The organism is Pantoea sp. F_5 (assembly GCF_008631595.1).
Lineage (GTDB): Bacteria > Pseudomonadota > Gammaproteobacteria > Enterobacterales > Enterobacteriaceae > Pantoea > Pantoea gossypiicola.
This window is the reverse complement of the sequence record NZ_VWUO01000004.1, coordinates 59,215-81,076: the sequence shown is the minus strand read 5'-3', so window position 1 is coordinate 81,076 and position 21,862 is coordinate 59,215. Positions and strand designations below refer to the sequence as shown.

The window sequence follows — 21,862 nt, the reverse complement described above, 5'->3', positions numbered from 1 at the left end:
AGTTCGCGATGATTAACGTGAAAAATCTCAGCCTGAGTTTTGGTGATGACGATCGCCGGAGTCAGGTGTTGTTCGACGTCAATCTGCAGGTGAAACCGGGTGAAATTTTCGGGCTGGTGGGCGAGTCGGGATCGGGCAAAACTACGGTACTAAAGTGCCTGGCGGGATTATTTACTCACTGGCAGGGTGAGCTGAGCATTAATGACCAGCCACTGACGCACCGCATCGATCGGGCACGCTGTCGTCAGGTGCAGATGGTGTTTCAGGACCCTTATGGTTCGCTGCATCCGCGTCACACGCTGGGTGACATCCTGGAAGAGCCGTTGCAGATTCAGGGTATCGGGCAGCGCCAGCAGCGGGTGGTGGCGATGCTGGATAAGGTCGGGCTAAATCGCGCCTGGCAGACGCGCTATCCGCACCAGCTTTCGGGAGGCCAGCGTCAGCGCGTGGCGATTGCCAGGGCGCTGATTTTAGAGCCGCGCGTACTGCTGCTGGATGAGCCGACTTCTGCACTGGATGTTTCGGTGCAGGCGGAGATCCTGAATCTGCTCAGCGATCTGCAGCAGCAGGAGAACCTGACCTATCTGATGGTAACGCACGATCTGGGCGTGGTGGCGCATCTCTGCCATCGCGTGGCGGTCATGCAACAGGGTAAGGTGCTGGAGACGCTGGATGTGCCGACGCTGGTGGCCGATCGCGCCGCGATGCCCTATACGCGGATGCTGGTAGAGGCGAGTCGCCACAAACCTCCGGCACTTGCGCAGCAGAGCTGAAGAGTAATGGTCGCAGAGAGAAGATAAAAAAGGCCGGTCAGACCGGCCTCGTGAAATCGGATGGCTTAGTGCGTCAGCTGACGCACAAAAGCAACGATCTCCTGATTTTTACCATGCTCAAAAAGGCACTGCTGGAAACGCGGGCCGCTGACAGCGGTACGTACCAGTTCAGGATCGATGGCGCGCAGGGTGTCGAGATAGTTATCTTTGATCACCGCAGCCTTAACCTGATTCAGCAGACCGGCATTGCGTACCTGCGGCTCTTTACGCTCTGGCGGATAGCCATTGCCCTTCTCACCGGTGAACGCCTTTTCAAAGATAAAGCGCAGATTCAGTTCTGCGCCCCAGCCAAATCCTTTGGCAAACGGCAGCGCCAGTGCGTTACCGTTGTTAATCTGGGCAAACAGGTAGGCATCCGCCGGATCGATACAGTAGCCGCAGTTGACGCCCGGATGGATGTTAAGCGACATCAGCGCGCCCTGCCCGGTACCGCAGCCCGCGACCACGAAATCCACTGCCTGGCTGTTGAGCAGTATGCTGGCCTGAATACCGAGGTGAATGTAGGTCAGATGGTGATCCTGCTCATCGCTCATCCCGACGTTGAAGACCTGATGGCCCAGCGGCTGTGCGACGCCTTCCAGTTCTTTCAGCACGGTAACGTTTTTAGCGGCCTGGCTGTTTTCCATCATTAATGCGATTTTCATGATCTACCCTTATAAATTAATTGAAACACCGTTTCATTTTAATGAAAAAGCACTAAAGTGCATGGGCTAATTCACCTGCGCGCTGTGAGAGCCATCACAAAACGGCCATTGCAGTGCCTGTTACCGCATGAGGGTTCCGATGTTTATTTATCATAAAGACCAGCCACTGGACGATCTGGGTGGTGGCGTGACCCGCCGCGTGCTGGCGCATGGGGGCACAATGATGGCAGTTGAAGTCCGTTTTGAAAAAGGGGCGACTGGCCCGCTGCATCACCATCCCCATGAGCAGCTGACCTATGTACTGAGCGGACGCTTTGCTTTCACCATTGAGGGTGAAACGCGGGAAGTGGGTCCGGGGGATACACTCTACAAAGCTCCTGATGTGGTTCATGGTTGCGTTTGTCTGGAGGCGGGTGTGCTGCTGGATACCTTTACGCCGCAACGCGAAGATTTTCTCGCCGCTAAATAACTCATGCGGCCCGATGGGCCGCTTGTCTGACTGACCTGTGCTGTGTCTTTGACCTGCCCGCCGGATTTGACTTAAAACCGGTGCAATTTCTCTGACATTCCCTTCACTGCTAACTGAATGATTAGCCGGTACTTCCTCTGGAACCGCGCTACGCTTAGCGCCGGCTTAAAAATCATTCAGGCAGATTTCTGTACAAAAACCGGATCGTTGTATAAGTTTAATAACCACACCAGTCCATTTTTTAACCCGAAACAGGACGATAATATGCCAATGCAAAACACGCTGACCCTGCCGGTGAACCCTACCATCCCGGTCAAAAATGAGTTCACATCATCCTTTGCCGCTTCTGAGCAGGACAAACTCAATTTTCTGATTGAGGAGTTACTGGAAGCAGGTAAAGAAAAAAGCTGCATGGAACTGCTGCGTCATCTGGCTTCCGCGGACAGCGCCGAAGAAGAAGCGTGCTGTCGCGAACTGCTGACGTTGCTGATGGCGCAAAAATGATGGCTGTGGCTGGCTGTATAGCGCAGATTCACTACGCTTCGGGACCTCAATCGATATTTTGCACATTCGCCTGACCGCACTTCGCCGTTCAGGCGTATTTATGTTCATCTAAAAATTACCTGCTGTTCCCAACACCCAATTGCCTGTAGCAACGGATGCTGATCCGGGTGGTCAATGCAGGTTTGCTTACAATCCCCCATCCTCTCATTGCTTATCCCTCCACGCTTTTGTTAGCCTGAATCGCACATCGACGAGACGTGGCTTACTCCGGCCGCACGGTTTATTACCCGTCTGTTAAAGGAGTGACATGTTCATGACCTCTGCACCTGCCACACTGCATCTGCTGTGTGGAAAAATGGCTTCGGGGAAATCGACGCTGGCGGCTCAGCTGGGTACGTTGCCCGGTTACGTCGTCATCAGTGAGGATCAGTGGCTGGCCGCGCTCTACCAGGACGAGATGCATTCAGTGGCCGATTACGTGCGCGTTGCGACAAAACTCAGGAAGGCGATAACGCCCCATCTGGTAGCGCTGCTTAAGGCAGGGGTATCGGTGGTGCTCGATTTCCCGGCCAACACCCGAGCCAATCGTGACTGGCTGCGCTCGGTGATAGAGGCGTCTTCTGCTGATCATCGCCTGCATTATCTGGACGTGCCAGACGCGCTGTGTAAATCGCGTCTGCACGCCCGTAATCAGGGTGGCGAACACGCCTTTGCTGCAACGGACGAGCAGTTCGCGCTGATTACCCGCTATTTTGAACCGCCACACGAGGCAGAAGGTTTTAACCTGGTGCGCCACGGTTGACGTCTTCTGATATCAGGTGAGTTCAAGAGCGGCCAGCACGTCAGCAATCGCCCGACAGTCGGCAGCGGAAAGCGGCAACAGCGGACGTGGCAGGCAGTCTCGTTCGGTCAGCCCCAGCAGCCCTGCCGCAGCGCTGATTACCCGGAAACTCCCGCCGTGCTGGCGGAACAGTGCCCACAACGGCTGAAGACGATCGGACTGTGCTCTGACGCTTGCATAATTGCCTGCGGTTGCCGCCTCGGTCATCGCTTTTGCCACGCGCGGAAACAGCCCGCCGCACACCGAATACCAGCCATCGCAGCCCGCAATCAACCCGTTGCCAGCAGAGGCATCACCGCTAACACCAATCGACACGGAAGCAGGCAGCGTGCCGCGCAGTTGCATGAGGCGATCATTCGCCGCGGATTGCTCCGCCGGTACACCCGGAATTTTCACTGAACCCACACCAGGCAGTTCAGCGATGCGGCCCAGCAGCGCATCCGAAAACGTAAAATGGGTGCTGCCCGGATTGTCATAAATGCAGATCGGCACCGAGGCGTGACGCGTCACGGTCTCATAAAGCGTGAACACTTCCTCCTCTTTCAATGCCTGATAACCCAGCGGCGGCAGCAGTAACGCGGCGGCACCCGCCTGCTGCGCATCTTCCGCCAGCGCCAGCACCTCATCGGTGCTCACCGCACCCACGCAGATCATCACCGGAATCGAATCTGCATGTTCCACTGCCAGCGTTGCGATGCGCCTGCGCTGCGTGCGGGTCAGATACGCATAGCTGCCGGTTGATCCCAGCACGCCAAGGGAGTCGACCTTTGCCTCCGTCAGCCTGCTCAGCAGCCGCAGAAAGGCCGCTTCATCGGGTTTACCCTCTGCAAAGGGAGTAAGGGGAAAGGCACTGAGTCCTGCAAACATGGTCTGCTCCTGTTTATCGAGGGTGACGGGTACTAAGAACCGGAGCCTGAGAGTGATTTCCGACTGCTCCAGCCCGTAACACGCTTATGAATTCTGTCACAATTCCGCAAACTCGTCTCAGACCTGCCAACACATTCAAAAAATCGACTGTTAGTTTAACCTTTTGAATCAAAGAGGTTTTAAATGATAACACCAGGCAATCATGCGGAACACACATTAATCATTGTCCTTTTTGCACTTATTTAGCGCCGGGCGCTGATCCACTCTTCAGTCACAGGCGCGGCAAAAAGCGTCATACCTTACTGGAGTTACTGATGCAGACAACCTCACCCATGACTCACCGCGCCAGGATTGGCGCTATATTTCGTGTTACCTCCGGCAATTTTCTCGAACAGTTCGATTTCTTCCTGTTCGGTTTTTATGCCACCTATATCGCCCATACCTTCTTCCCGGCCAGCAGTGAGTTTGCCTCACTGATGATGACCTTTGCCGTCTTTGGTGCAGGCTTCCTGATGCGCCCCATTGGCGCAGTGGTGCTGGGGGCGTACATCGATAAGGTCGGCCGTCGTAAGGGGCTGATCGTCACGCTCTCCATCATGGCGGCGGGCACCTTTATGATCGTGCTCATCCCCTCTTACCAGAGCATTGGCCTGTGGGCACCGCTGCTGGTGCTGATCGGCAGACTGCTACAGGGTTTCTCCGCCGGTGCAGAGCTGGGCGGCGTGTCGGTTTATCTGGCCGAGATCGCGACGCCGGGCCGCAAAGGCTTTTACACCAGCTGGCAGTCGGGCAGTCAGCAGGTCGCGATTATGGTGGCGGCGGCGATGGGCTTTATCCTTAACGCCGTGCTGGAAGAAAGTGCTATCCGCGAATGGGGCTGGCGCATTCCGTTCCTGTTTGGCTGCCTGATTGTGCCGTTTATCTTCGTGCTGCGTCGCAAGCTGGAAGAGACGCAGGAGTTCAGCAGTCGTCGCAGTCATCCTGATGTGAAACAGGTGTTCCGCATTCTGCTCAGTAACTGGCAGGTGGTGATTGCCGGGATGCTGATGGTCGCGATGACCACCACGGCGTTTTACCTGATTACGGTTTACGCGCCGACCTTTGGCAAGAAAGTCCTGCTGCTGAGCGCCTCGGACAGCCTGCTGGTGACGCTGCTGGTGGCGGTGTCGAACTTCATCTGGCTGCCGATTGGCGGCGCGATCTCCGACCGTTTTGGCCGCAAACCTGTCCTGGTTGCCATGACCCTGCTGGCGATCGCTACCAGCTATCCAGCCCTGAGCATGCTGGCAGCGGCACCGGGCTTTTCCATGATGCTGGGCGTGCTGCTGTGGCTTTCAATGATTTATGGCCTCTACAACGGCGCGATGATCCCGGCACTGACCGAAATCATGCCAGGGGAAGTCCGTGTGGCGGGATTCTCGCTAGCCTATAGCCTGGCAACGGCGGTGTTTGGTGGCTTTACCCCGGTGATGTCGACTGGCCTGATCGAGCTGACCGGCGACAAAGCTTCGCCAGGTTACTGGATGAGTTTCGCGGCTCTCTGCGCACTGGGCGCAACACTGTATCTCTATCGCCGCACCCGCAGTGCCGTATCACCTGTCCATAAAACCGTTAGCTGAGGAATTGAAGATGAAACTGAAAACGATGTCGCTGTACGCTGCCCTGCTGTTCAGTGTGGCGGGCAGTGCCACGGCGCAGGCAAAAGAGCTGACGGTAATGATCTCGGGCGGATTTAAAGCGGCATGGGATACGCTCTCGCCCCGCTTCGCCCAGCGTGAAGGGATCACCATTAACACGGTGGCCGGTCCGTCGATGGGCAAGACGCCACAGGCGATTCCGGCGCGGCTGGCGCGTGGTGAACCGGCTGATGTGGTGATTATGGTGGGCGATGCGTTAAGCGATCTGCAAAAAAAGGGCGCAACGCTGCCGGGTTCACGGGTTGAGCTGGCGGACTCGCGCATCGGTGCAGTGATTAAACAGGGTGCCACACCGGTTAAAATCGGCAGCGAAATCGAGCTGCGTACTGCCCTGCTGAACGCCTCTTCCATCGCCTACTCTGACAGCGCCAGCGGCAAATATGTCAGCAGCCAGCTCTTCAGCCGACTGGGCATTGAGGATCAGGTGAAAGCGAAGGCGGTCAAAGTTGAGCGCATCCCGGTGGCCTCTGAGGTCGCGGCCGGTAACTACGCCATCGGCTTTCAGCAGGTCAGTGAGCTGCTGCCGGTATCGGGCGTTACTTTTATTGGCGAACTGCCGGACAAGCTGCAATACACTACCCGCTTTGCCGGTGCCGTAGTACGCAGCTCAGCGCAGCCCGACGAGTCGGCGAAGCTGCTGCACTGGCTCGCCTCGCCTGAGGCACAGCAGGCAGTACACGCCAGCGGCCTGCACAGCGTGAAGGCGTCAAAACCGGCTAAAGTCGCTGATACTGTTCAATAATCAGATTTTCCAGTTCGCTGGCGATATGCGAGAGCATCCGGCCATTTTTACGCAACAGGCCTACAGTGCGCTTCACCTGCGGATCGGTTAACGGCACCGCCATCAGCAGAGCGTGATCGTAGCCGGGCATCGACATGGCGGGGACGGCAGCAATGCCAAGCCCCGCCTCAACCATCCCCAGCATGGTAGTCACGTGCCGGGTTTCACAGACACAGGGCTTCTCCGGCATGATCGCCTGCAACGCCTGGTCCAGCAGGTTGCGATTGCCGGAAGTCTTATCGAGTCCGACCCACTCATACTGATAAAACGCCTGCCAGCTCAGACTCTTTTTGCCTGCTATCGGATGGTCACGCCGACAGGCCGCCACATATGGGTCGTCCATCAGCGGCTGGAAGTGCACATCCGGCTGCGAGCGGCTGGAAAAACTGATGCCGAAGTCGGCCTGCCCGCCAATAACCGCGTCATAGACGTTGGCCGCGCTGCTATCAATCAGCTTCACCCGCACCTTTGGATAGCGCGCCTGAAACAGCCGGATGATGCTGGGCATAAAGTAGTAGGCGGCTGACGGCACACAGGCCACAGTAATCAGGCCGGTGCGGGCTAAGCTTATTTCACTCAGATCGGCCATCACCTCTTCAAAATCGGCCAGCAGCTTCTCCGAACGCTGAGCAAACGCATGCCCTTTCAGCGTCAGCGTGACGCGGCGCGTGGTCCGCTCAAACAGTTTGATTCCCAGCGTGGTTTCAAGCTTGTCGATGCGGCGGCTCAGCGCCGATTGCGAAAGGCAGATCGATTCCGCCGCCAGACGAAAATTGCCAAACTCCACCAGCGCGCGAAACGCGTAGAGGTCATTGAGATCGAAATTAACCGGCATAAGTCCTTCTATCCGTGGTCTGTCAGTGCTGGCGATTAACATTGAGGAAACGTAACAATAACATCATTGCTCTCACTGACCTCATTGCCGCCTGCAGCTGAAGGTAAAACCTTAATGGGACGGCTCCACCTTATGCAGGAATCGACCCGGATAATCGGGTTGGATGGCGTGCTGGCTGCTGTAGCGGCCAAACAGCTTATAGCGGTTTAAGGCGATGCGATCGTAGGCAAAATTACCGATCGCGTCGGGAAAGTGGCGCAGCACTGCCAGCCCGCGCCACGGGGCAGGCAGATGCTGCATCACGCGGAACACCGCCTGCGCCCGCAGCCAGTGCTGATTACCATCAATGTAGACAATGGTGCTGATGTTCTCTTCCGGCATCCCGGCCCAGCGCAACAGTGCTTTGCCCTGCTCGCTCTGCACCGAGGCAAAACGGACCTGCCGCGCCAGATGGTGACGCAGCAGAAACTGAACCCAGCCGTTACACAGCTTACAGACGCCGTCATAGAGTACGGCGCTTTCACCGGTTTGCAGATACGGGGGTGATGACATCCTGCAACTCCTCACTCTTCTGATGATGAGCTGAAGTGTAGCGGGTTCTGGTCAGTTGCTGTTGCAGCCAGTGGATAATGGCCGCGTGATCCTGAGCGCAGGCATCCACTTCACACACCGGACCCAGCGCCATCGGCCTGGCCTGTTGCGCCAGCTGGCGCAACTCCGGCAGATACTCAGCCCCCGGATGGCCCGGCAGCCGCTGCGACAGCCGCGCCTGATAGCGCGCCACCGCCACCTCCGGCGCAATCTTCAGCCACAGTTCCAGCACCTCTTCGACGCCAGCCTGTTGCAGTCCCTGCTCCAGCAGCGTGCGCGGCTGAAACCCAAACCAGGCATCAATCAGCCAGACCTGACTGGCGGATGCCTGTTCGACGATGTTCCAGATCGCCTGATAAGCCGCGCAGCCCAGTTGCCGGTTACGCGAGCGATCGACCGGCGCAAAAGCCTGCATAAACGGCTCTTTCAGCCTGTCGAGGGTCAGCACCGGCCAGCCAAAGTATTGTGACAGCGCGTGCGTCAGGGTGCTTTTACCTGAGGCGGGGATGCCGTTAACCAGCACCACACGTTTGGGGGGAATGTTTTGCGTCATAGAATGTCGATAACCTCCGCCACACTGCTGGCCTGACGTAGCCGGACCAGCGTCTCCTCATCCTCCAGCAGCGACACAATCGCGCGGATCCCCTCTTCAATATGCGCGTTGCTGTCGCGTGCGCCAAACATAATCACAATGTCCGCCTTATCGCTGCCCTCAAATGAGATCGGCTCATTCAGCAGGATCAGACTGAAACAGTCGCGGATCACCCCCGCTTCCGGTCGCGCATGGGGAATGGCGATCCCCTCCTCAAACACATAATAAGCGCCGTGAGCCAGCGTATTGGCGATCACGGCATCAGGATAGGTGGCATCAAGATAACCGCCGCTGACCAGCGGTTCGGCGGCCAGCGCGATAACCTGACGCCAGTCCGTGGCATCGATGCCAATCTGAATGGCGTTGGCCTCCTGCAATAACTGCTTTATCGTCATCAGCTCTCCTTAAATCGACTGGCGAACCACATTGCGTAATTCATCGATTTTGACAAACAGCGCATCAATTTCATTGCGGTAGCGACGGCTTTTCGCAAACAGGCTTAATGCCCGGTTATATTCCAGCATTAATTGTTTTTGCGTTTCGCCATCACGCGGATTCATTGCCAGCTGCTGCTCCAGTTGCGTTATTTTCTCGCGACTTAATTCCGCCAGATGATCCTGCTGCTGCTCGCTGAGTGGTTCCACAGCCGGAGACTTTTTGAGAAATCCAAACATAGGCTCTCCTGCCCCATATAATATTGGGGTAGCTAATCTAAACAGTGAATAAAAGATCGTTAACGCATTAACCCGGTGATGGCGGCACGGGTAATTACCGGAATAACTGCATTTTCTCTACCAGCACATTCGTCACCGCATCATTAGCCGGTACCAGGAAATTACGTACGCTGTCATTAACTTTGCCTTTTTCGAAGGTCGATTTGCACTGCGCCACCCACTGCACATTCATTTCGGTGCCGACATTCACCTTCTCAATTCCGCTGCTGACCGCCAGCCGCATATCCTCATCGCTGACGCCAGTACCGCCGTGCAGCACCAGGGGCGTATGGGTTGCCGCCGTAATATCTGCCAGCCGCTGATGCTGAATATGCGCTTTACCGGTGTAAAGCCCGTGCACGGTGCCGATGGAGATCGCCAGCATATCGACGCCGGTCTCTTCAACGAAGCGGCGAGCATCTTCCACCGGCGTGAACGCTATCGCCTCCATCTCTACGCATTGACCATCTTCCGACCCGCCGATGGCACCCAGCTCCGCTTCTACCGAGACATTGTGTGGCCGCGCCATATCAATCACACGACGGGTATTCGCAATATTCTCATCAATGGGCAGATGTGAGCCGTCGTACATGACAGAACTGAATCCGGCATCAATCGCCGTCTGAATCGCCGCTAAATCGGAACAGTGATCGAGATGCAGGCAGGTCGGCACATTCGTACTCTCTGATAGCGATTTAATCGCATCGACCAGCAGTTTATGGCCGAGATATTTCGCCGTGCCGGTGGAGATTTGAATCATTAACGGGCTGTTGGTTTTCTCTGCCGCTTTAAAATAGGCGGGCAGCATCTCCAGACAGTGGAGATTAAACGAACCGACCGCTTTAAAGTCACGCTGTTTGGCCAGCTGTAACAGATCGGCGAAGTTATAAAGTTTCATGAATTTTTTCCTCCTGAGGTTTGGTCGATTTGCCATTAACAAACCAGGCAAGCGCGGTAATAAAGGCGATAAACAGGGCGACAAACAGCCAGTTATTCTGGAAGGCATGACCAAGCACCAGGCCGGTACTGATCACGTCGGAGTCACTGAAGGTGACGCCGGTGAAGCCGTAGCTCTCCAGCATCGGCACCAGGATGGCGGGCAGAATGGTGATAAAGAGACCGTGGACGAAGCCGCCGATCATCGCGCCGCGCCGCCCGCCCATGGCATTACCAAATACTCCGGCGGTGCCACCGGCAAAGAAGTTGGTCAGCAGGCCAGGCAGGATCATCGCCAGACCAAACATCGGGAAGACCAGCATGCCGACGATGGAGCCAAGGGTGGTGGCAAGGAAGCCGACAATCACCGCATTCGGGGCGTACGGAAACATCACCGGGCAGTCCAGCGCCGGTTTCGCATCTGGCACCACGCGCATCGCGATACCCCGGAAGGCAGGCACCAGTTCGTTCAGCAGCAGGCGGACGCCGCTGTAGAGCACGAAGACCCCGGCCACGAACTGAATCGACTGCATAAAGGCGTACATCAGGTAGTTCATGCCGTTGCTGTACTGGGCAATGAAGGCCGGACCGGCTGCCACGGCGGGGATCAGGTACATTGGCACCATCACCAGCGCCATCGACAGATAGGTATCCTGCAGAAACTTAAAGTTATCGGGCAGCTTCAGGTCTTCGGTGGAACGCGATCCTTTGCCAACCACTTTGGCGACCGCCGCCGTGACCAGATAACCGATGGTGCAGAAATGACCCAGTGCCACGTCGTCCGAGTCGGTGATGCGCCGCACCACTGGCTGCGCCAGCGCGGGCATCACGACCGCCATAATCCCGCCAAAGATGCCGCCGGTCAGAATCAGCGGCAGGCCGGTCAGCCCCGCTTTATAGCCGATCACCGCGCCAATGGTCGCCATCCACAGCAACGCCTGGCCGGTCAGGAAGATGTACTTAAACGGCGTCAGTCGGGCGATGATGATGTTGACGATAAAGATCACCAGCAGTGTCAGCGCCACTTCCGACCCCAGCTCACGGTTAGCCAGCCCGGCAATGGCGGCCACATCGGTGATATAGCCGCGCATGCCAAAGCCATGGGTGAAAATAGTATTGAGGAACGTCAGGGTGCCCACAATAATATTGATACCCGCCATCATAATTAAAAAGCCGAGCAGGGTTTTAAAGGTGCCTTCCACCACCTTGCCTGCCGATTTTTTTTGCAGCAGCAGACCAATCAGGGCAATAAAGGCGATCAGAATCGACGCCTGCCCCAGCAGATCTTTTACCAGGAAGTCGATCACACTATTCATGGGCGGCGACCTTCTGGTTGCGTTCTTTTAAAAAGGCCAGGATCTTCTGCTCTATTTCCGCTTTATCGGTCAGCCGGTTAAGAATAATGACCCGTTTAATCTGCTCCGGACTGGCGTCGGCGTTTAAAACATCGGCAAAGGCTTTTTGCGTCAGGATCATATCTGACTTAAAGGCATTCGCTTCTGAAATGGTGGTGTGATCGATATCAGCCTCAATTTCCAGCTTTTTTAATACTGCTTTTGCGCTCATCTCAATTGCAAAACTGGAACCTAATCCACAACCACAGACACAGAGTATTTTCAGCATGGTTTTTTCCTCACACTATATTGAGTTGCTTAGCGAGTTTGTAATGGTGCCCGTCAATATCGACCAGGCGTTTTTGCATGCTTATTAAATCAATCGGGATCGGTTTATTGCTGCCATTAATAATGACCGCTTTATTCCGCATACCTGACTGAATACAACGCACCACTTCACTGGCTATAATGGTGCCCTGAAAGATCTCTTCGCAGGTCGGATCACCATTGCGCAGCCCGTAACCCAGAATGGTCTTACGGATGCGCACGCCAATAAGCGGTTCAAGCTGTTTGATTAAGGTGTCGATCGCCCCCTGAAAACCGGGCGAGTATTCGCGGGTGTAGCCTTCTGAACAGAGGATGACCACGCTGTTCTGCTCTGCCAGCCGCCGGGTGATGCGCTGCGCCAGTTGTGGCAGCGGGATCTGGCACTCGGGGATCAGCGCAATATCCGCGTTAGATTTAATCGCGGACTGCAGGGTCAATTCACCGCAATAGCCGCCGAGTAATTCCAGCATAAAAACCCGGCCCGGTAAGGCGCGGCCGGTATTACGCAGTTTCGCGACCTCTTTTAATACCTGCTCGCAGGCGGTAGAAAATCCCAGCGTGTAATCACTGCCGAAGACATCATTATCGATGGTCATACCGACGCCAAAACAATTCACACCATATGCCGACAGGGTATGAAGAAATTGCAGCGACCCGTCCCCCCCCGCCATAATTACTATATCAATACGGGCACTTTTCAGCTGGCGTGCAATTAACTCATATTCGCTGCGCACCAGTTTCTTTTCAGTGCGTCCCGATTGCATAACCGGAATAGAGGCGATGGAAAAGTCGAGCAGATCGCGCTGGCTGATCTCACGATGATTATTTTCCAGCAGGCCGGGAATACCGCCGTCAAATATCACCATCTCAGCCTGCGCCATACGCCCAATCTGAAAGACAAAATTATTAATGCCGGTCACGTCACCGCCACTGATCACCATTCCAATTCGCATTTCCCTCACCTCGCTGGCTTACTCTGCTGAGGGCCATTCTTCCGGTTCGCGGGGTTGCTATTTGCAGAGGAGATCACAGTTACGCGCGGTATTTTTCAGACGGGGATATTGACAGTGCTCTTAACATCGCTTTATTTGTGATATGACTCACACTATTCCAACTTATTGTGCTTAAGGCGAATCGATATAAATCATTGGGTTAGCGGCTGGCGCGGGTGAACCTGTCAGAAAGCCGGAGGGGGTAAAATCGGTCATCCAGGTGGCGTTGCAGATTTGTGACTTTCACCTCATTTTTCCTGGTTTCACAGAGCAGAAACCGCAACTAAGGTGCAGAAAGAAAATCTGCAGTCAGATGTTAAGCAGATTTATTATCTCTGTTGCGAACGAGTAGCATTCTTCGGTATAACCTTCACTGCAGACAAAAACGCAGCCCGACGATAATGATTTTTAAGGAAAATTCTCCACGCTCTTCTGAAAGGGTGACTTTTTCTTCTGCGTTCGACGCTGCTATTCCGCACGGCAAGACCGACGTTCACCGTGACGACAAACCGGTTTCCTATGACACCATTTGACCAGGATAAGACGCATGGAAATAGCTATCCGTACCCCTCTCATTCACTCCCTGCCACTGAGTCAGCTCAGCGGCAGCAACGTCTGGCTGAAAATGGAATCAGCGCAGCCAACCGGATCGTTTAAGCTCAGAAGCGCAGGCCATATCTGTCAACACTATGCTGCACAGGGCGCTAAGGCGTTTGTCAGCTCCTCCGGCGGCAATGCGGGTATTGCCGTGGCGCACAGCGGCCGCAGACTGGGGCTACCGGTCACGGTGGTGGTGCCTGAAACCACCTCCGCGCGCGCCAGACAGCTTATCGAACAGGAAGGTGCGAGGCTGATCGTACACGGCAATGTCTGGAGTGAGGCCAATGCGTACGCGTTATCGCTGGCGTCGCACGAACATATCTACATCCATCCCTTTGACAATCCGCTGCTGTGGGACGGCATCAGCACGCTGATAGATGAAGTAATCAGTGAGGGGTTGCGGCCGGATGCGATAATCCTCTCCGTGGGCGGCGGCAGTCTGCTCTCCGGTATTGTCCAGGGTCTGAAAAGGCATCAGCTCAGCCATATCCCGATTTATGCGGTTGAAACTGAGGGAACCGCGTCGCTTAACGCCGCACTGGAAGCCGGTGAGCGGGTCACGCTGGACCGGGTCAGCGGTATCGCCACCACGCTGGCAGCCAGTCAGGTGTGTGAAAATGCGTTTAACGTGGCACGTCGGGCAGATGTCAGGGGAAAGGTTGTGAGCGATGATGAAGCTGTGAATGCCTGTCGCCGCTTCCTGGACGATCATCGTGTTCTGACAGAGCCAGCCTGTGGCGTCTCATTATCGATGCTGTATGACGGGAAAATCGGCTTTAAACCGGATGATAACGTGCTGGTTATCGTCTGTGGGGGGGCTTCAGTTACCCTGGCGAGTCTGCAAGGCTGAGGAATTAAAGGGAAAAGCGATGGCGCAGCCAGAGGGGCTGCGCCAGCCGTTTGTTACTTCGCGTAAGCTTCAGTAGACAGCGTCAGCGTAACGTCGTCGCTGACTGCCGGGACATATTTGTCCAGCTTGAAGTCAGAACGCTTGATGGTGCCGGTGGCGTCAAAACCAATCGCCTGCTTCTTGACCATCGGATGCTCGCCCTGCTTGTTCAGCGTCGCGTGCAGCGTCACTGGCTTAGTGATGCCTTTCAGGGTCAGGTTACCTTCAACGTCAAACTTGTTGTCGCCCTTCGCAACCACTTTGGTGCTGTGGAAGGTCGCAGTCGGGTATTTGGCGGTATCGAAGTATTCAGCACCTTTGAACTCTTTGGTCAGCGCGGCAACGTGGCTGTCGATTTTGCTGACGGGCAGGGTCACGTCAACGCGTGAGGCCTCAGGATGATCTTTATCAAACACCAGCGTACCGGTTGCATCCGGGATATCCGCGGTAGGATTTGAGAAGCCAAAGTGATTCCAGGCAACAATTACCGACGTATGCTCAGGGTTCAGCTGGTAGTGCATCGCCTCGGCCTGAGATAACGGAGCGTAGAGGGTAGCAGCGGCTAACAGGGGCAGTGCAATACGTTTGAAGTTCTTCACGGTCAATTCCTTATGCGGACAAAAGTGAATTGAGTGTGGTCCAGTTTTCCCGGAATAGACAGTGAAGAGATTTGTCGGTAATTTTCAAATAAATTCAGCAACCTTAAAACCGGTCACTATGCATTCCTGCCGGTGAACAGCACCCGCCAGCGGCGGCGATCCTGAATCAGCGTGCGGTGCAATTGCTGTAAATCTGCAAGGGTCAGCGCCGCAATCTGCGCCGCGTCCGGTTCGGCCAGGCCATTTTCACGGCGCAACAGGGCCAGTGGCTGCTCAGCCTGCTGGCTCAGCAGTCGCGCTTTCAGGGCCACCAGATCACATCCCGCCAGCGTCTCGTTCAGTGACCGCAGGAAGTTGCGGCAGTAGCGCAGCAGTGACAATGCGCTGTAATCGGGCGACTGCAGCGCAAATAACACCCCATCTTCATCGGCACAGCGCATATAGCGACTGCTGACCACATAACCTATCTGCTGCTCAACGCGGTAGCGCTGGAAAAAACGCGGCTCATAGATGAGCGCCAGCGCGCGCAATGCCGCCAGCTGCTCAGGACGCTGCAGCGGAATAAACAGCAGCAGCGCGTTGTCTGCACTGGCGTGCGGCAGGCGCGTCATGCCGGTCTGCGTAGTCATACGTTTGGGCGACGTGTCAGGGTTGACCGGCAGCGACAGCGCGCTCAGCCGCCGGGCAATCACTGAGTGCAGCATCGCATCGCCGCCCTTCAGCGCCGCCCGCCAGCATCCTGGCGTAACGTTGGCTGCCAGCTGATAAGGCAACTGTCGCAGCAACGCACGGATAGCGATGCTTTCAACAGGCAATGGCAGATTTGCCTCAACCGGCAATGCCAGGGCAGAGACAATCTGGCTCAGCGCCTGGTCAGCGACCGCCTGATCCGATGTCAGCCGGACCGTCAGTTGCCACACGCCCTCTGTTTCCTGCCAGCTGCCGTGACCGCCCTGGTGACGCAGCGCTGCAAACAGCGGACGCAACCGTCGTCCCAGCGCTTCGCCGGTTTCGGCGGTAAAGGTTGAATAAAATTCCGGGCGCAGGATCAGCGTTGCCTGCGGGTCCTCTGACGGATGATGCGGCAATGCCACCGCCTGCGCGGGCAGCGGCGAAGGCGTGGCAGTGATGTCGAGCGGATAGAAGGTGAAACGGGCAGCGGGCAGCCTCTCATCCTGGGCTGGCTCACAGGCCGTCAGCGCCAGCGTGAAGCCCTGCGTGACGATCTGTTCCCTTGCCGGTTGCGACGTACAGCACAGCACTGTGCCAGGCGCATGGGTGAGTTTATCCAGTAGCGGCTGCAGCGCAGGCAGGCTTATATCAGGTGTGAAGCCGATAGCGCGCTGACGCAACTGCTCCAGTGGTGACAATGTCACAAATTGCTGATATGCAAGCTGATGATAGTGCAGATGTTGCTGTGCAGTCGTCTGGCGCAGCGCAGTGAGGTAACCGTTAACCAGATGATTTACCTTCTCAGGCTCGCTGGTTTCGATACCCAACGCCAGCCAGCACGCATCTTCAGCCTGATAAATCCATTTAAGCTCCAGTCCCTCGGCCAGCCCCTGCTCACGCAGAGTCGCCAGCAGCGAGCCAGGCGCTTCATCCAACAGAAATTCACGCCATAACGTGACACCGTCACTATTGTCCAGCAGCCAGGTGCGCCATAACGCTGCCTGGGCTGTCTCCGCCAGTTGCCAGCAGGTATCGCTGTTGAGCTGCGGCGGTGTCAAATCCTGCCGCCACTGACCGGCAGGCAGCGCGGCGGCAAACTGATGCGCCAGCTGTTCCAGCTCATCCAGCGACTGCGGTCCCTGCAGCCAGAGCCGCATATTGCTGGCAACGTAGTAGCGCTGGTGAAACTGGCGCAATGCCCGTTGCAGCGCAGAGAGCTCGTCGCCAAAGCTCGCCCGGCTGCCGACATGAAAGCGCTGAAATTCAGCGGAGGTTTCCGCGGCGTGCAGCAATGCCGCTTCAATGCGGGATGGCTCATGGCGCTGCAACAGCTGATACTCCGCGTCGATGACCGCCACTTCCTGCGCAATCGCCTGATTATCGAGCAGCGGAGAGACCAGCATATCCTGCAGTCTTGCCAGCCCGTCTGCCAGCAGCGACGGCGTGACCTCAAAAAAGTACGCGCTGCGCCGGGCCAGCGTGGTGGCGTTAACCCTGCCGCCCTGCGTCTGGATCCAGCTCATCAGCCGGCCCTCATCGGGCCAGCCGGTGCTGCCGGTGAACAGCAGATGCTCCAGCAGATGCGCCAGTCCGGGCCAGCGATCCGGCTCGTCGTGACTCCCTGCCCCTACCCGAATCAGGGCGGCGGCCTGGCTGGCATCAGCCTGATGCACCAGTTCCACCGTCAGACCCTCTATCACCAGTCCGCGCGTGGTCATCAGAGGTTCCGGGTTTTGTAGATCAGTTGCGAGTTACTTCGGTTGCGGAACTGCAGCTGACCAATTTTTATGTCGTTGCAATCCGCCTCACGCCGGGCTTCGAGAATTTTGCCGTGATGCGGTGATTTGCTGCAGACCGGATCGGTGTTGTCAGCATTACCGGTCAGCATAAAGGCCTGACAGCGACAGCCACCAAAATCTTTCTCTTTTTCATCACAGGAGCGGCACGGCTCCGGCATCCAGTCAAAACCGCGATAGCGGTTGAAGCCGAACGAGTTGTACCAGATATCATCCAGGCGCTGTGTCAGCACCGACGGAAATTCAATCGGCAGCTGGCGCGCACTGTGGCACGGCAGCGCGGTGCCTTCTGGTGTGACGCTGAGAAAGATCGCCCCCCAGCCGCCCATGCAGGGTTTAGGTCGCTCTTCGTAGTAGTCAGGCGTCACAAACAACAGATTCGTGAGATTGCCGCTGTCGCTCATCCGCTCACGGTAGCGGCTGACCACCGCTTCCGCCTGAGCGATCTGTTCACGCGTCGGCAGCAGGCCTTCGCGATTGAGCTGCGCCCAGCCGTAGAACTGACAGGTCGCCAGCTCTACGTCATCCGCTTCCAGCTCAATGCAGAGTTCGATGATCTTATCAATCTGGTCAATGTTATGGCGATGCAGCACAAAGTTCAGCACCATCGGATAGCCGTGCGCTTTTACCGCTTTCGCCATCTCCAGCTTCTGCTGAAACGCTTTCTTCGACCCGGCGAGCGCCGCATTCAGGGTTTCGTCACTCGCCTGGAAACTGATCTGGATATGATCCAGACCGGCCTCGCTGAACGCATCCAGCTTCTTCTCCGTCAGGCCAATGCCCGACGTGATCAGGTTGGTGTAAAAGCCGAGATCGCGCGCCGCCTTAATCAGTTCAGGCAGATCTTTACGCACCAGCGGCTCGCCGCCGGAGAATCCAAGCTGGACGCTGCCCATGGCGCGCGCCTGACGAAAGACCTCAATCCACTGCTCCGTGGTCAGCTCCTTCTCCTGCTGCGCGAAATCCAGCGGGTTGGAGCAGTAGGGACACTGCAGCGGACAGCGATAGGTCAGCTCGGCCAGCAGCCAGAGCGGGGGATTCACGCCGGGTTTATGCGGGGTCACGGAACTGTATCCACTTTTGTTCATAGGCTGACTGCAGGAACTCTAAAACGTCCGGCCCCACGCCGCCCGCTTCCGGAAAACGGCTATCCAGCGTCGCAATGATCGCGGCAATATCCTGTTTGCCATCCACCAGCTCAAGAATGGCGGCGGCGGTTTCGTTCAGCTTCGCCATGCCTTCGGGATAGAGCACCACATGGGTATCCTGAGCAGCTTCCCACTGCATACGGTAGCCGCGACGAAACACGGCAATCGAGTTTTCATTCATCTGTTATACCAGTCGGGTGGTGTGCCACGCCGCCTTGTCGGTGACGGTGTGATAAGGCGGACGTTTCAGCTCGTAAGCCATGGTCATGGCATCCAGCATGCTCCATAAAATATCGAGCTTAAACTGCAAAATTTCCAGCATCCGGTTCTGCGTTTCTGCGGTGGTGAAGTACTCCAGCGCCAGCGCCAGGCCATGCTCTACATCGCGGTTCGCCTGACCCAGGCGGCTGCGGAAGTAAAAGTAGCCCTCTTCTTTGATCCACGGATAGTGCTGCGGCCAGCTATCGAGTCGTGACTGGTGGATCTGCGGCGCGAACAGCTCGGTAAGTGAGCTGCAGGCCGCCTCCTGCCAGTTGGCACGGCGGGCGAAGTTGATATAGGCATCAACCGCAAAGCGCACGCCCGGCAGCACATGCTGCTCAGACAATAATTCTTCACGCGTCAGCCCGACCGCCTCGCCCAGCCGCAGCCAGGCCTCAATACCGCCCTCTTCACCGTTGCTGCCGTCGTGGTCGAGGATGCGCTGCACCCATTTACGCCGGGTGGCCGGATCCGGGCAGTTAGCCATGATCGCCGCATCTTTCAGCGGAATGGTGGTCTGGTAATAGAAGCGATTCGCCACCCAGCCCTGAATCTGCTCCCGTGTGGCCTGACCGTTATGCATCGCGATGTGATACGGGTGATGAATGTGGTAGTAAGCGCCTTTGTCGCGCAGGGCCTGTTCAAAAGCCTGCGGCGACAGCGTGTCAGTAATCTGCATGATTTAGCCCTGAAGATGAATCGCCATTCCGTCCCAGCTCACCTCTATTCCCTGCTCCGTCAGAAACTGACGCTGGGGTGACTGCTCATTAAGGATCGGATTGGTGTTGTTAATGTGGATCAGAATTTTGCGTTTAGCCGGCAGTGACGCCAGCAGCGCCATCAGCCCCTGCTCTTCCGCCAGCGCCAGATGACCCATTGCCTTGCCGGTGTTGTGACCCACGCCGGTGGTCAGCAGCTCATCATCCTGCCAGACGGTGCCGTCAATCAGCAGGCAGTCCGCTTTTTGCAGCCACGGCAGGATCACCGCATCCGGCTCGCCCAGACCTGGCGCGTAGAGCAGCGTCTGGCCATTCACCCGGTTTTCAATAAACAGCGCCACGTTATGGCCCGGCAGCGGCCGATCGCGATAGGGCGAGTAAGGCGGTGCATTACTGATGATAGGAATCGCGGTGAACTGCAAATCGGTGCAGACATCGACGCTGAACGGCGTCAGGGGTGCAATCGGTCGGTGCTGTAAACCGCCGTTCCAGTGGGTGAGCATCGGAAAGATCGGGAAGCCGGTACTGAGGTCGGCATGGACTTCCGGCGTACACCAGACCTGATGCGGACAGCCCTCACGCAGGCTCAGCAGCCCGGTGGTGTGATCGATCTGGCTGTCGGTGAGGATAATTCCCCCGATCGCCGTGCCGCGCAGTACGCCCTTGCGGGTTAGCTCTGGCGTGTGCAGGATCTGCTGGCCGATGTCGGGTGACGCATTACATAACACCCAGTCTTCACCGTTATCGCTGAGGATAATCGACGATTGTGTGCGTGCCTGAGCCTGAATGGTACCATTACGCACGCCGTGGCAGTTGGCGCAGTTACAGTTCCACTGCGGAAACCCGCCACCCGCGGCTGAGCCGAGGATTTTGATAAACATAGAGGAAAACCAGAAGTTGAAAAAAAATGCCCGCTCAGAGGGCGGGCAGAACGATTAACGGTTGGAGATGTAAAGAGTCACTTCCAGACCGAGACGCATATCAACGAAAGTTGGTTTTTTCCACATGAGTTACTTCCTCTTGGTTAACAGTAAATGTGCTGTCTGAAATCGGCGTGACGGCTGTTAAATGAGAGCACCGTCACAATTTCCAGGCAGATGTTGCGCCAATGGCGCGTCGGGATCAAGCCCGGAACGTAAGGAAATTGTTATCACAGCCCGGTCAGATGTAAAACCCGCTGCCAGTTTCCCCATGCCAGCTTCTCTGTCAGTCTCTGATCATAGCCCGCTTCCTGAAAAGCGGCGAGCAATCGCGGCATTCCGCTGACATCGCCCAGCGCGGCCGGAGGGGTAATCCCGTCGAAATCAGAGCCAAAGGCCACATGGTCGCTGCCCATTATCTTCAACAGGTGATCACAATGCTTAACAATTTCTGTTAATGGCGTGTCAGCGCCGCGTTTTCCATCGGCGCGCAGAAACGCATTGCCGAAATTAAGGCCAACCAGACCGCCGCTGTCGCGGATCGCTACCAGTTGATCGTCGGTCAGATTGCGCGGCTGCGGGCAGAGGGCATGCGCGTTGGAGTGGCTGGCGACCAGCGGCGCACGGGAAAGCCGGGCGGTTTCCCAGAACGTCTTACTGTTCATGTGCGACACGTCGATCATCATCTTCAGCTCACTCGCCTGCTGAATCAGCTTTTCACCGGCGGCGGTCAGACCCGGTCCGGTATCGGGCGTGCCGGGAAACGAGCCGCTGACGCCTTCACCAAAGCGACTGCGCAGATTCCAGAATGGCCCGATACTGCGCACCCCCGCCTGCCAGAAGGCGCGCAGCTGCTCGCCCTCCTCGTCCAGCGCGTCGGCACCTTCAATGTGCGCCACCATCGCCAGCACGCCTTCCGCGCGGCAGGCGGCAATCTCGTCACTGCTGCGGCAGAGTCGCGCCCGTCCGCCGGACGCATCAGCCAGCTGCTGCAGGATATCGAGCTGCTGCCACATGATCTCCAGCGGCTCATAAGGCTCATCGGCGCGGGCCGGAACCGTGCTGGCGATGTACGCCTGCGGCGGTACAAAAATCGCAAACAGCCCGCCGCCCATCTCGCCCTGCTGAATGCGTGGAAAGTCGAGATGGCCCCGTTCAATGCCCTGATAAAACGCCTGCGCGGGCGCATCGCGATGATGCAGCCATAGGTTAAGCAACAGATCGTTATGACCGTCAAAAATCAGCATAAGTGTTCACCCGAATAAACAGGCGACCATGCTAACCCTGCCTGGTGGATTCATC

At 56.6% G+C, this 21,862-nt stretch carries 26 protein-coding genes; 7 read left to right on the top strand and 19 right to left on the bottom strand.

Going from position 1 to position 21,862, the window contains the following annotated elements:
• The first annotated feature begins 8 nt into the window (after positions 1-8).
• Positions 9-773 carry an ABC transporter ATP-binding protein gene (locus F3I44_RS07025; protein WP_150010051.1) on the top strand — a complete coding sequence of 255 codons (765 nt, stop codon included), beginning with the start codon at positions 9-11 and terminating at the stop codon, positions 771-773.
• A gap of 65 nt (positions 774-838) precedes the next feature.
• On the opposite strand, the gene F3I44_RS07020 is transcribed toward F3I44_RS07025, so the two are convergent.
• On the bottom strand, positions 839-1,477 hold the full coding sequence (locus tag F3I44_RS07020; protein ID WP_150010049.1) for an RpiB/LacA/LacB family sugar-phosphate isomerase: 639 nt from the start codon (positions 1,475-1,477) through the stop codon (positions 839-841).
• Between the two features lie 139 nt (positions 1,478-1,616).
• Here F3I44_RS07020 and F3I44_RS07015 point away from each other — a divergent pair, with 139 nt between their 5' ends.
• The 3 genes from F3I44_RS07015 to F3I44_RS07005 all read left to right on the top strand — a co-directional run bounded on the left by F3I44_RS07015 (position 1,617) and on the right by F3I44_RS07005 (position 3,252).
• Entirely contained in the window at positions 1,617-1,946 is a 330-nt protein-coding gene (locus F3I44_RS07015; protein WP_150010047.1) for a cupin domain-containing protein, read from the top strand.
• A gap of 264 nt (positions 1,947-2,210) precedes the next feature.
• On the top strand, positions 2,211-2,450 hold the full coding sequence (locus F3I44_RS07010) for a hypothetical protein (protein ID WP_150010045.1): 240 nt from the start codon (positions 2,211-2,213) through the stop codon (positions 2,448-2,450).
• Positions 2,451-2,757: 307 nt separating this feature from the next.
• Positions 2,758-3,252 carry an ATP-binding protein gene (locus F3I44_RS07005; RefSeq protein WP_150010043.1) on the top strand — a complete coding sequence of 165 codons (495 nt, stop codon included), beginning with the start codon at positions 2,758-2,760 and terminating at the stop codon, positions 3,250-3,252.
• 12 nt (positions 3,253-3,264) lie between these two features.
• On the opposite strand, the gene F3I44_RS07000 is transcribed toward F3I44_RS07005, so the two are convergent.
• Positions 3,265-4,158 carry a dihydrodipicolinate synthase family protein gene (locus F3I44_RS07000; protein ID WP_150010041.1) on the bottom strand — a complete coding sequence of 298 codons (894 nt, stop codon included), beginning with the start codon at positions 4,156-4,158 and terminating at the stop codon, positions 3,265-3,267.
• Between the two features lie 314 nt (positions 4,159-4,472).
• On the opposite strand from F3I44_RS07000, the gene F3I44_RS06995 reads away from it, so the two are divergent.
• Positions 4,473-5,777, top strand: a complete 1,305-nt coding sequence (locus F3I44_RS06995; RefSeq protein WP_370452831.1) for an MFS transporter — start codon at positions 4,473-4,475, stop codon at positions 5,775-5,777.
• A 10-nt stretch (positions 5,778-5,787) separates the two neighbouring features.
• The gene (locus F3I44_RS06990; protein WP_150010037.1) at positions 5,788-6,597 is read left to right on the top strand and encodes a substrate-binding domain-containing protein; all 810 of its coding nucleotides are present in this window, start codon (positions 5,788-5,790) and stop codon (positions 6,595-6,597) included.
• On the opposite strand, the gene F3I44_RS06985 is transcribed toward F3I44_RS06990, so the two are convergent.
• From F3I44_RS06985 to F3I44_RS06945, 9 genes are all read right to left on the bottom strand, one after another.
• On the bottom strand, positions 6,572-7,471 hold the full coding sequence (locus F3I44_RS06985) for a LysR family transcriptional regulator (protein ID WP_150010035.1): 900 nt from the start codon (positions 7,469-7,471) through the stop codon (positions 6,572-6,574). The genes F3I44_RS06990 and F3I44_RS06985 overlap by 26 nt on opposite strands.
• A gap of 111 nt (positions 7,472-7,582) precedes the next feature.
• A complete protein-coding gene (locus tag F3I44_RS06980) occupies positions 7,583-8,023 on the bottom strand; it encodes a thiol-disulfide oxidoreductase DCC family protein (protein ID WP_150010033.1) in 441 nt (146 codons plus the stop codon).
• Positions 7,992-8,615, bottom strand: coding sequence for an AAA family ATPase (locus F3I44_RS06975; RefSeq protein WP_150010031.1), 624 nt, complete (start codon positions 8,613-8,615; stop codon positions 7,992-7,994). Before F3I44_RS06975 ends, F3I44_RS06980 begins: the two co-directional genes overlap by 32 nt.
• Positions 8,612-9,049: a PTS sugar transporter subunit IIA gene (locus tag F3I44_RS06970; protein WP_033732648.1), complete on the bottom strand. Its 438-nt coding sequence runs from the start codon at positions 9,047-9,049 to the stop codon at positions 8,612-8,614. Before F3I44_RS06970 ends, F3I44_RS06975 begins: the two co-directional genes overlap by 4 nt.
• A 9-nt stretch (positions 9,050-9,058) precedes the next feature.
• Positions 9,059-9,328, bottom strand: coding sequence for a hypothetical protein (locus tag F3I44_RS06965; RefSeq protein WP_150010029.1), 270 nt, complete (start codon positions 9,326-9,328; stop codon positions 9,059-9,061).
• Positions 9,329-9,422: 94 nt separating this feature from the next.
• Entirely contained in the window at positions 9,423-10,265 is an 843-nt protein-coding gene (locus tag F3I44_RS06960; protein ID WP_150010027.1) for a class II fructose-bisphosphate aldolase, read from the bottom strand.
• Positions 10,252-11,619, bottom strand: a complete 1,368-nt coding sequence (locus tag F3I44_RS06955) for a PTS sugar transporter subunit IIC (protein WP_033732644.1) — start codon at positions 11,617-11,619, stop codon at positions 10,252-10,254. Before F3I44_RS06955 ends, F3I44_RS06960 begins: the two co-directional genes overlap by 14 nt.
• Positions 11,612-11,926, bottom strand: coding sequence for a PTS sugar transporter subunit IIB (locus F3I44_RS06950; RefSeq protein ID WP_013357820.1), 315 nt, complete (start codon positions 11,924-11,926; stop codon positions 11,612-11,614). Before F3I44_RS06950 ends, F3I44_RS06955 begins: the two co-directional genes overlap by 8 nt.
• Positions 11,927-11,936: 10 nt before the next feature.
• Positions 11,937-12,917 (bottom strand): 6-phosphofructokinase, encoded by a 981-nt coding sequence (locus F3I44_RS06945; RefSeq protein WP_150010025.1) that lies wholly within the window; start codon positions 12,915-12,917, stop codon positions 11,937-11,939.
• A 586-nt stretch (positions 12,918-13,503) separates the two neighbouring features.
• Here F3I44_RS06945 and F3I44_RS06940 point away from each other — a divergent pair.
• Positions 13,504-14,406, top strand: coding sequence for a pyridoxal-phosphate dependent enzyme (locus F3I44_RS06940; RefSeq protein WP_150010023.1), 903 nt, complete (start codon positions 13,504-13,506; stop codon positions 14,404-14,406).
• Positions 14,407-14,459: 53 nt separating this feature from the next.
• On the opposite strand, the gene F3I44_RS06935 is transcribed toward F3I44_RS06940, so the two are convergent.
• From F3I44_RS06935 to F3I44_RS06900, 8 genes are all read right to left on the bottom strand, one after another.
• On the bottom strand, positions 14,460-15,044 hold the full coding sequence (locus F3I44_RS06935) for a YceI family protein (protein WP_013357817.1): 585 nt from the start codon (positions 15,042-15,044) through the stop codon (positions 14,460-14,462).
• 116 nt (positions 15,045-15,160) lie between these two features.
• Positions 15,161-17,434, bottom strand: a complete 2,274-nt coding sequence (gene pqqF, locus F3I44_RS06930) for a pyrroloquinoline quinone biosynthesis protein PqqF (protein ID WP_150010021.1) — start codon at positions 17,432-17,434, stop codon at positions 15,161-15,163.
• The gene (pqqE, locus tag F3I44_RS06925) at positions 17,434-18,600 is read right to left on the bottom strand and encodes a pyrroloquinoline quinone biosynthesis protein PqqE (protein WP_370452830.1); all 1,167 of its coding nucleotides are present in this window, start codon (positions 18,598-18,600) and stop codon (positions 17,434-17,436) included. The genes pqqF and pqqE overlap by 1 nt, the downstream gene beginning before the upstream one ends.
• Entirely contained in the window at positions 18,563-18,841 is a 279-nt protein-coding gene (pqqD, locus tag F3I44_RS06920) for a pyrroloquinoline quinone biosynthesis peptide chaperone PqqD (protein WP_098050560.1), read from the bottom strand. Before pqqD ends, pqqE begins: the two co-directional genes overlap by 38 nt.
• A 3-nt stretch (positions 18,842-18,844) precedes the next feature.
• Positions 18,845-19,600, bottom strand: coding sequence for a pyrroloquinoline-quinone synthase PqqC (gene pqqC / locus F3I44_RS06915; protein WP_010245074.1), 756 nt, complete (start codon positions 19,598-19,600; stop codon positions 18,845-18,847).
• 3 nt (positions 19,601-19,603) lie between these two features.
• On the bottom strand, positions 19,604-20,521 hold the full coding sequence (pqqB, locus tag F3I44_RS06910; RefSeq protein ID WP_150010017.1) for a pyrroloquinoline quinone biosynthesis protein PqqB: 918 nt from the start codon (positions 20,519-20,521) through the stop codon (positions 19,604-19,606).
• A 54-nt stretch (positions 20,522-20,575) separates the two neighbouring features.
• Positions 20,576-20,647: a pyrroloquinoline quinone precursor peptide PqqA gene (pqqA, locus tag F3I44_RS06905; protein WP_010245082.1), complete on the bottom strand. Its 72-nt coding sequence runs from the start codon at positions 20,645-20,647 to the stop codon at positions 20,576-20,578.
• A gap of 143 nt (positions 20,648-20,790) precedes the next feature.
• Positions 20,791-21,807: a dipeptidase gene (locus F3I44_RS06900; RefSeq protein WP_150010015.1), complete on the bottom strand. Its 1,017-nt coding sequence runs from the start codon at positions 21,805-21,807 to the stop codon at positions 20,791-20,793.
• Between the last annotated feature and the right edge of the window lie 55 nt (positions 21,808-21,862).

What these genes read in the sequence shown, in the direction of transcription:
- F3I44_RS07010 (WP_150010045.1), top strand. Translation starts at nt 2,211, where the DNA reads ATGCCAATGCAAAACACGCTGACCCTGCCGGTGAACCCTACCATCCCG.
- F3I44_RS06990 (WP_150010037.1), top strand. Translation starts at nt 5,788, where the DNA reads ATGAAACTGAAAACGATGTCGCTGTACGCTGCCCTGCTGTTCAGTGTG.
- F3I44_RS06945 (WP_150010025.1), bottom strand. Translation starts at nt 12,917, where the DNA reads ATGCGAATTGGAATGGTGATCAGTGGCGGTGACGTGACCGGCATTAAT.
- pqqD (WP_098050560.1), bottom strand. Translation starts at nt 18,841, where the DNA reads ATGAATGAAAACTCGATTGCCGTGTTTCGTCGCGGCTACCGTATGCAG.
- pqqE (WP_370452830.1), bottom strand. Translation starts at nt 18,600, where the DNA reads ATGAACAAAAGTGGATACAGTTCCGTGACCCCGCATAAACCCGGCGTG.
- F3I44_RS06985 (WP_150010035.1), bottom strand. Translation starts at nt 7,471, where the DNA reads ATGCCGGTTAATTTCGATCTCAATGACCTCTACGCGTTTCGCGCGCTG.
- pqqF (WP_150010021.1), bottom strand. Translation starts at nt 17,434, where the DNA reads ATGACCACGCGCGGACTGGTGATAGAGGGTCTGACGGTGGAACTGGTG.
- F3I44_RS06940 (WP_150010023.1), top strand. Translation starts at nt 13,504, where the DNA reads ATGGAAATAGCTATCCGTACCCCTCTCATTCACTCCCTGCCACTGAGT.
- F3I44_RS06965 (WP_150010029.1), bottom strand. Translation starts at nt 9,328, where the DNA reads ATGTTTGGATTTCTCAAAAAGTCTCCGGCTGTGGAACCACTCAGCGAG.
- F3I44_RS07000 (WP_150010041.1), bottom strand. Translation starts at nt 4,158, where the DNA reads ATGTTTGCAGGACTCAGTGCCTTTCCCCTTACTCCCTTTGCAGAGGGT.
- F3I44_RS06960 (WP_150010027.1), bottom strand. Translation starts at nt 10,265, where the DNA reads ATGAAACTTTATAACTTCGCCGATCTGTTACAGCTGGCCAAACAGCGT.
- F3I44_RS06975 (WP_150010031.1), bottom strand. Translation starts at nt 8,615, where the DNA reads ATGACGCAAAACATTCCCCCCAAACGTGTGGTGCTGGTTAACGGCATC.
- F3I44_RS07025 (WP_150010051.1), top strand. Translation starts at nt 9, where the DNA reads ATGATTAACGTGAAAAATCTCAGCCTGAGTTTTGGTGATGACGATCGC.
- F3I44_RS07005 (WP_150010043.1), top strand. Translation starts at nt 2,758, where the DNA reads ATGTTCATGACCTCTGCACCTGCCACACTGCATCTGCTGTGTGGAAAA.
- F3I44_RS06980 (WP_150010033.1), bottom strand. Translation starts at nt 8,023, where the DNA reads ATGTCATCACCCCCGTATCTGCAAACCGGTGAAAGCGCCGTACTCTAT.
- F3I44_RS07020 (WP_150010049.1), bottom strand. Translation starts at nt 1,477, where the DNA reads ATGAAAATCGCATTAATGATGGAAAACAGCCAGGCCGCTAAAAACGTT.
- F3I44_RS06955 (WP_033732644.1), bottom strand. Translation starts at nt 11,619, where the DNA reads ATGAATAGTGTGATCGACTTCCTGGTAAAAGATCTGCTGGGGCAGGCG.
- F3I44_RS06970 (WP_033732648.1), bottom strand. Translation starts at nt 9,049, where the DNA reads ATGACGATAAAGCAGTTATTGCAGGAGGCCAACGCCATTCAGATTGGC.
- pqqC (WP_010245074.1), bottom strand. Translation starts at nt 19,600, where the DNA reads ATGCAGATTACTGACACGCTGTCGCCGCAGGCTTTTGAACAGGCCCTG.
- F3I44_RS06950 (WP_013357820.1), bottom strand. Translation starts at nt 11,926, where the DNA reads ATGCTGAAAATACTCTGTGTCTGTGGTTGTGGATTAGGTTCCAGTTTT.
- F3I44_RS07015 (WP_150010047.1), top strand. Translation starts at nt 1,617, where the DNA reads ATGTTTATTTATCATAAAGACCAGCCACTGGACGATCTGGGTGGTGGC.
- F3I44_RS06900 (WP_150010015.1), bottom strand. Translation starts at nt 21,807, where the DNA reads ATGCTGATTTTTGACGGTCATAACGATCTGTTGCTTAACCTATGGCTG.
- pqqB (WP_150010017.1), bottom strand. Translation starts at nt 20,521, where the DNA reads ATGTTTATCAAAATCCTCGGCTCAGCCGCGGGTGGCGGGTTTCCGCAG.
- F3I44_RS06995 (WP_370452831.1), top strand. Translation starts at nt 4,473, where the DNA reads ATGCAGACAACCTCACCCATGACTCACCGCGCCAGGATTGGCGCTATA.